The 13,158-nt window shown below is 52.1% G+C and carries 10 protein-coding genes; 4 read left to right on the top strand and 6 right to left on the bottom strand.

Annotated elements, in window-relative coordinates; genetic code table 11:
• Positions 1–5: 5 nt before the first annotated feature.
• The 3 genes from GJJ30_RS13160 to GJJ30_RS13150 all read right to left on the bottom strand — a co-directional run bounded on the left by GJJ30_RS13160 (position 6) and on the right by GJJ30_RS13150 (position 5,263).
• Positions 6–3,455, bottom strand: a complete 3,450-nt coding sequence (locus GJJ30_RS13160) for a SusC/RagA family TonB-linked outer membrane protein (RefSeq protein ID WP_154175627.1) — start codon at positions 3,453–3,455, stop codon at positions 6–8.
• Positions 3,456–3,496: 41 nt separating this feature from the next.
• Positions 3,497–4,513, bottom strand: a complete 1,017-nt coding sequence (locus tag GJJ30_RS13155; protein WP_154175626.1) for a FecR family protein — start codon at positions 4,511–4,513, stop codon at positions 3,497–3,499.
• 69 nt (positions 4,514–4,582) lie between these two features.
• A complete protein-coding gene (locus GJJ30_RS13150; protein WP_154175625.1) occupies positions 4,583–5,263 on the bottom strand; it encodes an RNA polymerase sigma-70 factor in 681 nt (226 codons plus the stop codon).
• A gap of 200 nt (positions 5,264–5,463) precedes the next feature.
• Here GJJ30_RS13150 and GJJ30_RS13145 point away from each other — a divergent pair, with 200 nt between their 5' ends.
• Positions 5,464–6,951: an arabinose isomerase gene (locus GJJ30_RS13145; protein WP_154175624.1), complete on the top strand. Its 1,488-nt coding sequence runs from the start codon at positions 5,464–5,466 to the stop codon at positions 6,949–6,951.
• A 22-nt stretch (positions 6,952–6,973) separates the two neighbouring features.
• Here GJJ30_RS13145 and GJJ30_RS13140 read toward each other — a convergent pair whose 3' ends face one another.
• Together GJJ30_RS13140 and GJJ30_RS13135 are read right to left on the bottom strand one after the other, a co-directional pair.
• A complete protein-coding gene (locus GJJ30_RS13140; protein ID WP_154175623.1) occupies positions 6,974–8,056 on the bottom strand; it encodes a sensor histidine kinase in 1,083 nt (360 codons plus the stop codon).
• A 31-nt stretch (positions 8,057–8,087) separates the two neighbouring features.
• Positions 8,088–8,930, bottom strand: coding sequence for a helix-turn-helix transcriptional regulator (locus GJJ30_RS13135; RefSeq protein WP_154175622.1), 843 nt, complete (start codon positions 8,928–8,930; stop codon positions 8,088–8,090).
• Positions 8,931–9,019: 89 nt separating this feature from the next.
• On the opposite strand from GJJ30_RS13135, the gene GJJ30_RS13130 reads away from it, so the two are divergent.
• From GJJ30_RS13130 to GJJ30_RS13120, 3 genes are all read left to right on the top strand, one after another.
• On the top strand, positions 9,020–9,961 hold the full coding sequence (locus tag GJJ30_RS13130; protein ID WP_154175621.1) for an NADP-dependent oxidoreductase: 942 nt from the start codon (positions 9,020–9,022) through the stop codon (positions 9,959–9,961).
• Between the two features lie 119 nt (positions 9,962–10,080).
• On the top strand, positions 10,081–11,133 hold the full coding sequence (locus GJJ30_RS13125; RefSeq protein WP_154175620.1) for an Atu2307/SP_0267 family LLM class monooxygenase: 1,053 nt from the start codon (positions 10,081–10,083) through the stop codon (positions 11,131–11,133).
• Positions 11,134–11,233: 100 nt separating this feature from the next.
• Positions 11,234–11,689, top strand: coding sequence for a cupin domain-containing protein (locus tag GJJ30_RS13120; RefSeq protein ID WP_154175619.1), 456 nt, complete (start codon positions 11,234–11,236; stop codon positions 11,687–11,689).
• Between the two features lie 95 nt (positions 11,690–11,784).
• On the opposite strand, the gene GJJ30_RS13115 is transcribed toward GJJ30_RS13120, so the two are convergent.
• A complete protein-coding gene (locus GJJ30_RS13115; RefSeq protein ID WP_170299183.1) occupies positions 11,785–13,005 on the bottom strand; it encodes a TlpA family protein disulfide reductase in 1,221 nt (406 codons plus the stop codon).
• Positions 13,006–13,158: the final 153 nt, after the last annotated feature.

The raw sequence follows: 13,158 nt of genomic DNA, 5'->3' as shown, positions 1-13,158 counted from the left end.
AGGGATTAGAACGTAACATTTAAGCCGACTGACATCACTTTTTGCTGCGGATAACTCCAGGCATTGGTCTGGGTGATTTCAGGATCAAAATTCCGCAACTTGGTCCAGGTCAGGATGTTTTGTCCGGAAACATAGACTCGGGCGTTCTGAATTTTAACCTTTTGCGTGATGACCGACGGCAGCGAATACGACAGGGTCGCGCTCTTCAGCCGCAGGTAGCTGGCGTCGCCGATCCAGAATGAGGAGACCTGCGTGTTGTTGGTTGTCGGGGCGTTGGTGATGCGCGGATAGGTCGCATTCGGATTTTCCGGGGTCCAGTAATCCAGCGTTTCGCGGACCGCACCCATGCCGTTGCTGAACGCCCAGGCCGCGCTGCCGGTGTAATAGAAGTTGGTTTTGGCCGCGCCCTGGAACAGAATGTCCAGCGTAAAACCCTTGTACTGAACGGTGGGAGCAATACCGTAAATAATGCGCGGAGTCGCCACGGCGTCGCCGATCCGGGTCAGGTCGTCGTCGTTGATTTTGCCGTCGTTGTTCATGTCCTGATACCGGATGTCGCCCGGTTGAACCGCGCCCCAGGGCTGCACCGCAATCCCCGGTTTCAGCTTACCGGTTTCGTCAAAATCCGTCGTCTGGAACAGGCCCAGTGCCTGGAAACCAAACTGCGTGCCGAGCGGTTTTCCGGTCAGCCGACGGTTCAGGTTGTTGTAGGTGGCTCCGGCTTCAAACACCTGCAGCAGCTTGTTTTTGGCGTAGGTAAAGTTTCCGTTGAGCGATACGCGCAGGTCCTGCGAAAACCGGTGCGACGAGCCGATGGACAAATCAATGCCCTGATTCTGCATGATCCCGGCGTTGACCTGGCTCAGACCAATTCCGTATTCGGCGGGAACGATCACGTCCGGATTGACCAGCATGTTGGAGCGTTTTTCGTAGAAATAATCGGCTTCAATATTCAGCAACCCTTTCCAGAACGTTCCTTCGATACCGACATCGGTTTTCTTGGCGCGTTCCCACGTAATGTTCGGATTCGGCTCGTTGCGTTCGCGAATGGCCTGCACCGCGTTGCCGCCGATCACGTAGGCCGGACCCGCCACGCTGTAGGTACTCATGAACTGGAAGGCACTCCCCGCCAGCGCACCTACTTCCCCGTACGATCCGCGCAGTTTCAGGTTGTCGACCCAGCGAACGTTCTCCTTCATGAAATTTTCTTCCGACAACCGCCAGCCGAGCGAAAACGCGGGGAAAAAACCGAAGCGGTTTTCGGGCGCGAAATAGTAACTGCCGTCGTAGCGACCGCTGGCTTCCAGCAGGTATTTATCGGCGTAATCGTACGTAACGCGGTAGACCAGACCCATTTGCCGACCGAAACTGGACGTTCCGGTGGTGGTCATGTCGGCATTGCTCGAACTCCCCATGTCGATCTCGTCGATGCCCAGGTTGTAGTTCCGGCGGGACGCACCCAGCACGAGTGCGTCGTTGGCTTTGGCTTCAAAAACCGCCAGCGCACCCACGCTGCTCTTGCCAAACGACCGCATGTAATTCAGGCTGGCCTGGTAGGTCAGTTGTTGTGTCTGGTTGTAATTCTGATTCAGGGATGCTTTGGCCTGACCGAAAATCCCGTCGGTGATCACTTTTGTGGTCGTATTGATCGTAGCGAGGTGAACCGGCGCCGTCCAGATTTTATCCATGATCATGGTTGGATCGTAGGCAATCGTTCCTTTGGCAACCAGCCCCGGAATGAACGGGATCTCCTGCTCGACCGACAGTTGCGAATACAAGGCGGTGGTATTGGTTTTCTGATAACCGCTGTTGTAAATGCTGCCGGTGATGTAGGTACCGTTCATGCCGTTGCTGAAAAAGAGCGGGCCGTTTTGCAGGTGGGAATAGGCAATCAATTCAAAAAGCCGCGGGGTTCCGATGGACGGATATTGGGCCTTCTGAATCCGACCGTTCAGACCAAACGAGATCTTGGTGGTTTTGGTGGCCTGCGCATCCAGATTCATCGCCAGATTGTAGCGTTTGTTGTTGGTCGACGGCCACATCCCGGCCTGATACTGATAGCCTAGGCTGGCGTAGTATTTGATCCGCTCGGCCCCGCCCGAAAGCTCAATGTTGTGCGTCGTGATAATAGCGTTGCGGTTGACGATTTCCTTTACATAATTGTTGGCCGGATACGAATCATTATCGGAACCGTCCCTGAATTTCTGTAACGCATCGGCGGAGTACGGTTCGGGCAAACCGGCGTATTTGGCAGCCGCATTTTTCAGCATGGCAAAATCGTAACCATACAGATAATCAGGCATTACTGTCGGATTCTGAAAACCGACATAGGCGTTGTACGACAGCGAAGGCGTACCGGTTTTTCCGCGCTTGGTCGTCACCAGCACGACGCCGTTGGCCCCGGCCACTCCGTAAGGCGCCACCGCTGCGGCATCTTTCAGAACCGTAAAGGTTTCAATCGTATTGGGGTCGAGTTGCTGGAAATTACGCGGAATACCGTCCACGATCAGCAGCGGCTGGTTGTTACCCGTCGACGAAATCCCGCGCACAAAAATGCTGGAGCCATCGCGACCGGGTTCGCCGGAAGCCTGTTTGACAATGACGCCCGGCAGCCGACCGCCCAGCCCGTTGCTCAGGTTAGTAACCGGAACGGACGCAATCTCGGTACCTTTTAAGGTCGAAACGGCCGCTGTCACCGAGGTTTTCTTTTGAACGCCGTACCCCACAACCACCACTTCGCTCAAGGCTTTGATGTCCGGTTTCAGGCTGACGTTGATGTCCGTCCGACCGCCCACCAGCACTTCCTGTGGTTCGTAACCGACAAAACTGAACACCAGCACCGCATCCGGTCCCGGAATAACTAGTTTATAACTTCCGGTTACATCAGTGGTCGTGCCCCGCGTCGATCCTTTCAATACGATGCTCACCCCCGGCAACTCATCACCTTTGGCACCGTCGGTAACTTTTCCCTGAATAGTGATGTCGGCAACGACCGGTTTTTCGGCCACAATAGCGTTCGGCGCAGTCGTCAGCGCTCCTTCGGGGGCGAGTCGGTTTTCGATTTGGTGGCTGGAACCGGCTTCGGGAAATCGGCTCTGAATCGGCTCCGTCCTCCGCTGCGGTTCTTTGGCGGTAATGACATACCCGCCGTTTTTCGCTTTTTTATACCCCAGCCCGAACGGTTTCAAAACTGTTTCCAGATTGGCTTCCAGCCGGTCATCCCAGCGAATGGCGTCCGCCGAAACCACGTAGCCGTCCACAATCCGGTCGAAAAACAGCAGGTCTACCTTGTAGTAATTTTTCAGTTCGCGGAGGGTTTCTTTCAACTGGCGGTTTTCGGCCCGGGTCGAAACCGGCTGGCGGCTGGTGGTTTGCGCCTTGGCCAGCATCTGGGCAACGCCGGGCCTGACAACGCCCAGCAGCAGAATGAACAGGATAGGTATTTCTTTTCTCATGGTGGTAAGAAATAATGGGTTAGTAAGCAGAATTTGACGGGTTAGGGATTGCTGGCGGGATTCGTAATGACAATGTGTTTACCGGTTCGTTTGTAGGTGAGGGCCGCGCCTTCCATCAGCGACTCCAGCAATTCTTCGGCGTTGCGGGCGGTAAATGAGCCCGAAACGGTCCATTTAGCCAGTTTCGGATCGGCGATTTCCAGAATCAGGCCGTAGTTTTCCTTGAATAAATGCGCAATTTCCTCGAGGGTCGTTTCTTCGAACACAAAGCGGTTTTCGCGCCAGGCCGATACGTTTTCGGGCTGACTGAGCTGGCGGAGCTGGGCGTGGCCGCTCCGGCGGTTGAGCGTTACGAGGTCGCCCGGTTTCATCATCAACTGCCGGGGCGCTTTGCCTTCCTGATACCGGAGTTGCACTTTTCCTTTGTTCAGCACGACCTTGCCGCCCCGTTCGCGGTTATACACCGTAAACTCGGTTCCGAGCACGACCACTTCGAAATTATGCCCGGTTTTGACCACAAAACGCTGATCGTCTGTAGTATGCGTTACGGAGAACGAAGCCTCGCCCACCAGCGCAACGTCGCGGGTGTTGTAGCCGAAGCCAAACCGGGGCACTTTCAGCGTGGAGTTGGCGTTGAGGGTTACTTCGCTGCCATCGGCCAGTGTTACCCGGCGGGTTTCGCCGTAAGCCGTGGCGTATTTTTCGTTCAGCATATCATCGCGATAAACCCAGCCCGCCGATAGCAGCAGGGCGACCGACGCAGCTGCGACCCACTTAAACCAGTTCTGACGACCCCAAACCCGCTCATTCGGCCCATCCGCATCCTCCGACGACTCCTCTTCTATGCTGTTGGCCATCCGGTTCTGGTGCCGACTGAGCGCGGTCTGCACGTCGGCCACGTATTGCGGATTCTGGCTTTCCCAGATTTCCAGCCACATAAAAAACTGTTCCCGGTTGTCTGTATCTTTGGCCCATTCGTCAATCAACTGCTTCTGAAAAGCCGTTGTCCGGCCGGCGAAGTAGTTGAACAGTAATTCTTTGGTTACTTGTGTTTTCATAATTGAGACCCGTTCCGATAAGGCAAAACCGCCCTACCAAAAACACATTTCAGGAAGTGGATTGTGGTTTTATTGCGTATACTGGCAGAAGCTGATGAGTAAAATCAGCCATTTGTCTTTCAGGAATGCTCGGACGTGGTGAATGGCCCGGTACATGTGCACCTCGACGGTTCGCAGGGAGAGGTTGAGTTCCGTCGCAATTTCGGTGTATTTTCGACCCTCAAACCGGTGCATCACGTACACCTGGCGTTGCTTCATCGGCATGGCGTCGATGGCCTTTTCCACGTCGTGATACAGTTCCTCAAACTGGGTAACAGAGTCGGGCTGCTGTTCGGTAGGGAATGAAATCCGCTCGGCCTGATCGAGCGAGGTGCTGCGCTTCATCTCGGCCCGCACGTAATCAAAGGCCCGGTTTCGAACGGCGGTAAACAGAAAGGCGCGGTAGGAGGTTGTGATGGTCCGGTACACCTGACCGGCGTGAAATTCGTAGAAAATGTCCGAAACAATGTCTTCGGCAATTTCCTTGGACGAAACAAACCGGACCACGTGGCTGCAGAGCGACTGGTAATAATGCTGAAAAAGCAGGGCAATGCCTTCGTCGGGGTTCTGCTCAAACGCTTTGTGAATCAGCAGTTCCGCATCCAGTGCCACCGTGGGGCGCTGAAAATGGGCGGGTGGATGCTCCCCGAACGAAAAGGGATACCCTTCTTTGGCACTTGGATCCGGTAGTAAACGTCTAACCTCTCCCATTCTGATAGTGAGTAAAATGAGTCAAAAAGGCAAAATCGCTGATTCGATACAGGGAGACGTTTCAACGCTGGAAAAACACTTACTGTAATTTTGGAATTATTTGGCAGATTTGAAAAATACGTTGGCGTTTTTACCAGTTGATCTTTTAAGTACCAATAATATTTCAGGAAATTATCGTTTCAGAATTTTTTATACCCCTTATGCAAAACCGCCCCGAAACCGCCTTTGAACCCGAATTGACCGCATCGCTCCTGCCTTCCTCCGCATTTCCCTTTAAAATTGGCCTGTTCGGCATCGGGCTGGATACGTACTGGGCGCAGTTTGACGGGCTGGAAAACCGCCTGAAAGGCTACCTCGACCGCGTCGAATCCCGGTTTGTTCGTCCGGGAGTTGAAGTGGTGAATCTGGGGCTGGTCGATTCGCCGGAAAAAGCGCTGACGGCCGGTCACAGGTTTCGGCAGGCCGACGTTGATCTGCTGTTTATTTACGTGACAACCTACGCCCTGTCGGCGACGGTTTTGCCCGTGGTGCAGCGTGCCAAAGTGCCGGTGATTGTCCTGAACCTCGCACCCGAACCGGCCATTAACTACGAGTGGTTCAACCAGTTGAACGACCGCACCAAAATGACCGGCGAGTGGCTGGCCTACTGCTCGGCCTGCCCCGTGCCCGAAATTGCGAACGTGTTCCGGCGGGCCCACATTCCGTTTCATCAGGTAACCGGTATGCTCGAAAACGACCCCGAAGGCTGGCAGGAAATCGACGACTGGATCGAAGCCGGGCGCGTGGCCCACGTGATGGCGCACAACTGCCTGGGTCTGATGGGTAATTATTACAGCGGCATGCTCGATATTTATTCCGACCTGACGCTGCAAAACGCCACTTTCGGCGGCCACATGAAAATCGTGGAAGTGGATGAACTGTCGGCCCTGCGCGAAACCGTATCGGCCGAACAGATTCAGGAACGGACCAAACTTTTTTCCGAAACCTTTGATGTTCAGGAGGATTGCCTGCCCGCCGAACTGGAACGGGCCGCCCGAACGTCGGTCGCACTCGATCAGCTGGTGGCCACGCACGGTTTGGGTTCGCTGGCGTATTACCACAAAGGCAGCGGGAACGCGGCCAATGAAGACACCATGAGTTCGGTCATTCTGGGCAATTCGCTGCTGACGGCGCGCGGCATTCCGGTGGCGGGCGAATACGAAGTCAAGAATGTTCAGGCGATGAAAATCATGGACACGTTCGGCGTAGGTGGCTCATTTACCGAATATTATGCGATGGACTTTGCCGATGACGTGGTGCTGATGGGCCACGACGGTCCCGGCCACATTCGCATTGCGGAGGGAAAAACCAAAGTTCGCCCGCTGTATGTCTACCACGGGAAAGTCGGCAAAGGGCTTTCGGTGGAAATGTCGGTCAAAAACGGGCCGGTTACCTTGCTGTCGGTAGTGGAAAACGGGAACGGAAAAATCAGTCTGCTGGTGGCGGAGGGCGAGTCGGTGCCCGGACCGATCCTGCAAATTGGCAACACCAACAGCCGCTACCGTTTTTCGCTGGGGGCCCGCCACTTTGTCCAGACCTGGAACAGCCACGGCCCGGCGCACCACTGCGCAGTGGGCATCGGTCACATTGCCTCGAAGCTGACCAAGCTGGGCGCGTTGCTGAATGTGGAAGTGATTCGGGTTTGTTGACCAGGATTTGCGGATCTTTGCATCAGCCCAGCAACGGCAACGCTACCGTAAACTGCGTCTCCGTTTCGTCCACAATGGGTTGAGGCAGATTCAGCATCTGGTACTTGGTAACAATATTGGTCAACCCAACGCCATTCGACAGAACCCGGGTGGTTTTCCGCTGCAGGGTATTGCGCACCAACAACCGGTTCTGACTGTCCACCAGCACCTGAATGTGCAGGGGCCGACGGGCGGAGGCCACATTGTGTTTGACGGCATTTTCGACCAGCAGTTGCAGACTCAGGGGCGGTAATTGGTACGAATAATAGGAATCTTCCACGGTCACTTCCAGCTGCAGGGCCGCACCGTGGCGCGTTTGCAGCAGGTGATAATAGGCCGCCAGAAACTGCAATTCCGCTTCCAGGGTTGTCAGATGCTGCTGATTGGACCGCAGTAAGTAACGATACACCTCGCTGAGTTTATCCACAAATTTTTCCGCCTGTTTGGGATCTTCGCTGATCAGTGAGGACAGCGAATTGAGCGCGTTAAACAAAAAGTGCGGGTTCACATGCTGCTTCAGCGCATCGAGCTGGCTTTGCAGGTGCGCAGCCCGCAGTTCTTCTTTCTCCTGTTCGACGAGTTTAAGCCGGTTTCGGTACGAAGTGGAAGCCCCGATATAAAACAGCACCCCATAAACCGTCATGAAGAAAACCGCATACTGAATGCCGTACATGACATCCAGCCCGAAAATGCTCAGCTTCAGCGTAACATGATTGATGGTAAAGGACGTCACCTGATGACGCGGAAAGTAGTTCTGTAAGCTACCGCCCAGGGCCAGGTGTTCGACGATTCGCAACACAAACGTGAGCAGGGTTGTGGCGATAACGCTGCTCAGAAACGTTAGCAACAACCGTTTGCCCGATTGATTTTTAGCCGGAAAAGCGGCCCGGTAGCGGAAAAGGATCGCCCGGTTTAAGTGCCAGGTCGCCGTGATGGCCCCCACCCCAATCAAAAACTTGATAAAGACCAGCCCGGTAAGCGGTTGCTGGTAAAAATCATCGATCGCTACAGAGAGGGCTACCAGGAGCGTAATTCCAGTGATTCGTAGCCATTTATCGTTAATCATCGTGTCGTGTTGCACCAAAAAACCGCCTAACTCAGTTTGCCACTAAGACTTTCCGAAACGCCGATGGACTTCTCCCCTTCTGTTTTCGGAAGAATTTGTTCAGGTGGCTTTCGTCCGTAAAACCCAGTTCCTGCGCAATTTCGGTGATGCGCATGTCGCTGTGCTGCAGGCGGTTTTCAATGAGTTTCACCCGGTAATTGGTGATGTATTGCTGCATGGTTTCGGAGGTGTGCTTCTTGAAATACCGCCCCAGATACGTTTCCGAAATACCGAAATGGCCGCTAACGACTTCGGCCCGGATTTTTTCCGGCTCGTAAATATGCGTCTGGATGTAATTTAGAATGTCGAGCGCTTTTTCGTCGGTGTTTTCGCCCACCTGCTCGGGCATGTATTTGGCAATATTGCGGGCCACCACCACGATGAGCGTATTGACGAGGTGCCGAATCAGTTCCTTGTTGTACAGATCCCGATTTACGTACTCCCGAATTATGGCCTCCACCACCGGCCGCACCAGGCTTTTGTCCGACTGGTTTTTCAGGATACAACCCGGCTGGTGATTGGCATTTTGAAGGATAAACTCCAGGCGCTGGATGTTACCGGTGTGAAACGCGTTCGACTGGATGTAAATGTCGTTGAACCGCAGAAAAAATAACTCCGTGGTGGTTTCGATTTCCAGCGAGTGACAATCTTCCGGCGTGATCAGAAACAGGTGTCCGGCGTGGTACGCAAACTGGTTTTTATTGATGCATTGCCTGCCAGTTCCCGACAGGATATAGACCAGTTCAAAAAACGAATGCTGGTGCGCCAGTTTCGGGCATTCATCCAGCGTTTTGTAGACAATCTCGAACGGTTCGTGCAGGCTTTCTTTGATCATGACGTAAATTTACCAAAAAAGAGAAAATTTATACCGGCTTATAAACCATTTTATAGTACAAATTTGCGTCAACAAAATCAACTTCAACAATGAAAGCAATCATTCTCGACGGTTTTGGCGGTGTCGAACACTTGATCCAGACCGAACTTCCCACACCGACCATCAACGACAACGAAGTGCTGATTCAGACCAAAGCCCTCAGCATCAATCCGGTGGATGTAAAAACCCGGGCGGGTAAAGGCGTATACGGTTTATTGAAAGAACTCAACCCCATCATTCTGGGCTGGGATGTTTCCGGCATTGTGACGGAAGTAGGCAAAGCAGTTACCGGTTTTCAAGTTGGTGATGCGGTTTTCGGAATGATTAATTTTCCGGGGCACGGTCGAGCTTACGCCGAATACGTGGCGGCTCCCGCTTCGCAACTAGCCCTGAAACCCTCAACTATTTCCCACGAAGAAGCCGCAGCCGCTACGCTGGCGGCCCTCACGGCCTGGCAGGGCCTGGTGGATCACGCCAACCTCCAACCCGGCCAACGGTTGCTGGTGCATGCGGCAGCTGGCGGTGTCGGGAATTATGTCGTTCAGATCGCTAAACACCTGGGCGCGTACGTCATCGGAACCTCATCGGCGGGAAACAAAGATTTCGTACTGAGCCTGGGAGCCGACGAACACATTGATTACCAGGCGCAGAGGTTCGAAGAAGCCGTTTCGGCGGTGGATATGGTTTACGATGCGATTGGGGGTGACACGATTGACCGCTCGCTGGAAATCATCAAGCCCGGCGGAACGATTCTCAGCATTCCGAGCGGGTTGAACGAACAGGTCGCCGAAAAAGCGGCTGCCCGGGGCGTCAACGGCATTCGGTACCGGGTGCAATCCAACGGAGAAGATATGAAAACCCTGGCCGGTTTACTGGAAAAAGGCAGCCTGAAATCCCACATCTTCCGGACGTATTCGTTCGACCAGATGGCGGAAGCCCATTTGCAGATTGAAACGGGAAAAACCGCCGGAAAAGTAGTTGTGACAGTTTAATCCCCCGATTGATCAGGGGAGCGTTCCGGACAACCAACTTTTATACGGATAATTCTGTTCCGGTTGAACACAGGTTTACGCCTGTGCATCGGTTCAACTTTAACATTCGTTCAATAACAATGGAATTAGGTATCAGTAGCTTTGGTGAAGTCCATCCCGATGGCGTTGCCGGAAAAGCCGTCAACGCCCACCAGCGCATGCAGCAATTGCTGGAAGAAATCAAACTGGCCGACGAAGTGGGGCTGGATGTTTTTGCGTTGGGCGAACACCACCGCCCCGATTTTATGGTGTCGGCGCCCGAAGTGATTCTGGCGGCTGCGGCCACCATCACCAAAAACATCCGCCTGTCGAGTTCCGTAACGGTTTTGAGCTCGGCCGATCCGGTCCGGGTCTTCCAGAATTTTGCTTCGCTGGACCTGATTTCCAACGGCCGGGCCGAAATCATGGCGGGTCGCGGGTCTTTTATCGAATCGTTTCCCCTGTTCGGGTACGACCTGAAAGATTACGACGAACTGTTTGAGGAACACCTGGACCTGCTCGTCACGATCAACCAGCACGAGATCGTTACCTGGCAGGGCAAACACCGGCCTTCGATCAACAATCTGGGCGTTTACCCCCGCCCTTATCAGTCGTCGCTGCCTATCTGGCTGGCGGTTGGCGGCACGCCCTCGTCGGCGGTGCGGGCCGGTACGATGAATTTACCCATGACGCTGGCCATGCTCGGCGGTACGCCCGACCGGTTTGTGCCCTTCATCAATTTATTCCGGCAATCGGCCCGCAATGCCGGGCATGACGTCAGCCAGTTACCGTTGGGCATCAACTCGCACTTTTATGTCGCGGACGATTCGCAACAGGCTGCCAATGAACTGTTTCCGCCCTACGAATCGATGATGAACCGGATTGGCCGGGAACGGGGCTGGTCGCCGTTGGGCCGGGATCAATTCGAGTACATGCGCCAGTACGGGCCGTTGCTGGTGGGGAGTCCGCAGCAGATCATCGACCGGATTCTGAAGTTCCACGAGCTGTTTCAGAATACGCGCTATCTGGCTCAGGTGATCGGCGGCCACCAGATTCCACATTCCAAAATCCTGCATTCCATCGAATTGTTCGGAAGCAAAGTGGCCCCGGCGGTGCGAAAAGCCCTGGAAGTGTCGAAGGAAAAAGTCAGTTAATAAAGTACCCGGACTGGGCTACCCGGTTTCTTCAACTGGACTACCGGAAACGATTGTGATCCAGCTATTTTGCGGGCGTTTACCCATAAACGCCCGCAAAATGTTCCTAAAAACCGCCCCCTTAAAAACACTGCCTGCTTCCTTCCTCTTTTTCCTGAGTCTTACGACCGGTTTTGCCCAGCACCAGCACGATGCGAAGGCCGAACAAAAGTCCAATCCGCTGAGTTTCGCACCGGTTTTTGCGACGATGCTGACGGACCCGGAGCTAAAGGACTACAAAATGGATTCCTCCCTGATGACGGTTGCTCCGGGCGGCCAGGATACCGTAGCCCACCGGCACGACGCCGAGCTTTTTGGGTACATTGTCGAAGGAAAAGTTGAGATCGGGCTGGACAAAGGCGCTCCGAAGACCTATTCCGCCGGGCAAATGTTTTACGAGAAACGGAAGATCATGCACTCATTGACCCGAAATCCGGATCCGTCAACACCCGCCAAGGTGCTGATCATTTTCATCATTAAAAATGGCCGGCCGGGTTATACGAAGGAATATAAATAAGGTGAATAATTAACTTTTAAAGTAATGTATGAATTTGACAGTAGCCAGTTATTACACAGTTTTGCCCAATAACTGACTACTGCCGAATCCATTCATTATTTATTACTAATTGTCTCAATTTGTTCCTTCAACCTTTGAAATCCCGTCAATCCTTCGTCTTTAAAAACAATTTTGCCGGAAGGGTCAATGACAATAAAAGTTGGATAAGACGACACTGCAAATTGTTTCCCAAAGACACTACCCGACTGTGGATCAAACAATTGAGTCCAGTCAATTTCTCTTTTCTTCAGGAAGTTTTCTACGATTTCGACATTTTTATCGTAACATACCCCAACCATCGTTATCTTTTTATTATCGAGCGTCGTATGCATTTTCTTCAAATCCGGCAAAATCTTTAGACAGGGAGCGCACCAGGTTCCCCAAAAATCCAGTAAAACATATTTTCCCTTTAGAGCCTTCGATAAAATCGGTGCTTTCGACAAGATATCGTTTCCCGAAAAATCCGCTGCCAGAAAGCCCACTTTGTCTCCATAAATCTCTGACTTAACGTCTATTGTCCGCAAGTAAATGTAATCGCCGGCTGCTGATATTTTTTCAAAAATATACTTATTATTACCAGCTAAAATGATGTCTCCTTTCATATATTTATTATCGGTTTTATACGTGCTTTTTACCGTTTTGATGTTAATCCGATCCGGCACAATAAGCAGATATGAAGAGTTTTTTGAAAAATCAAAAATATTCTTTGAAAACAAAACCAGCTTATATGTAGCTGTATCTGTTTTTATTTGCGTATACCGGTATTGGTAGGGCCGCACCATGAAATGAATCTTGTTTTCCAACGAATCACCATGATCAATGTTTAGCTGAACAGGCTTGATAATGGAATAATCAAATTGGATTGGATAGCTACGTCCTGTAATCGTTAAATCAGACGAAAAGCGTTTGTAATTCCCTCTTGTTGGACTTTTTAACGTATCCGGAAAATACTCGACCTTATCATCCGATAAATCGTGATTAAAGTTCTGGTCGATAACTATGAAATCCACATTTGAGGTAGTCCTTCCAATCAAAACCGCAATTTCTGTATTAAAATCAGGCAATTTTATACTGCGGGATAACGAATGATACTTTGATTCAATAGCAGGTAGTTTTGCACGGAGACCGGTTATAGCCGGATGAATATAAGAAAAGGAATAAGCAGTCGAATCAAACACACTGGTAAGCGGATAAGCTTGTGAAGTATGTTGTGAAAATGCTTCAAATGAGTAGCCAATCAGAAATTGAATACTTGCAATCAACAGGAAGTTTTTCATAAGAGCAGGGATTAGAGGGTACTTTTGGGGCGGATTTACCTCCATTGAGCTGTACTCACCGCCCAATCTTCGCCCAAACCCGCAGGGCAATTCAAAACAACTAATAAACAAGTTCAATAACTAATATATTAGTTAATTTTTCACTAAAAAGCT

This window comes from Larkinella terrae (genome assembly GCF_009668025.1).
Taxonomy (GTDB): domain Bacteria; phylum Bacteroidota; class Bacteroidia; order Cytophagales; family Spirosomataceae; genus Larkinella; species Larkinella terrae.
This window is presented reverse-complemented; position numbering and strand designations above follow the sequence as displayed.

Coding starts and splice junctions, on each gene's coding strand:
- GJJ30_RS13155 (WP_154175626.1), bottom strand. CDS start 4,513: ATGAAAACACAAGTAACCAAAGAATTACTGTTCAACTACTTCGCCGGC.
- GJJ30_RS13120 (WP_154175619.1), top strand. CDS start 11,234: ATGTTCCTAAAAACCGCCCCCTTAAAAACACTGCCTGCTTCCTTCCTC.
- GJJ30_RS13140 (WP_154175623.1), bottom strand. CDS start 8,056: ATGATTAACGATAAATGGCTACGAATCACTGGAATTACGCTCCTGGTA.
- GJJ30_RS13135 (WP_154175622.1), bottom strand. CDS start 8,930: ATGATCAAAGAAAGCCTGCACGAACCGTTCGAGATTGTCTACAAAACG.
- GJJ30_RS13145 (WP_154175624.1), top strand. CDS start 5,464: ATGCAAAACCGCCCCGAAACCGCCTTTGAACCCGAATTGACCGCATCG.
- GJJ30_RS13150 (WP_154175625.1), bottom strand. CDS start 5,263: ATGGGAGAGGTTAGACGTTTACTACCGGATCCAAGTGCCAAAGAAGGG.
- GJJ30_RS13130 (WP_154175621.1), top strand. CDS start 9,020: ATGAAAGCAATCATTCTCGACGGTTTTGGCGGTGTCGAACACTTGATC.
- GJJ30_RS13160 (WP_154175627.1), bottom strand. CDS start 3,455: ATGAGAAAAGAAATACCTATCCTGTTCATTCTGCTGCTGGGCGTTGTC.
- GJJ30_RS13125 (WP_154175620.1), top strand. CDS start 10,081: ATGGAATTAGGTATCAGTAGCTTTGGTGAAGTCCATCCCGATGGCGTT.
- GJJ30_RS13115 (WP_170299183.1), bottom strand. CDS start 13,005: ATGAAAAACTTCCTGTTGATTGCAAGTATTCAATTTCTGATTGGCTAC.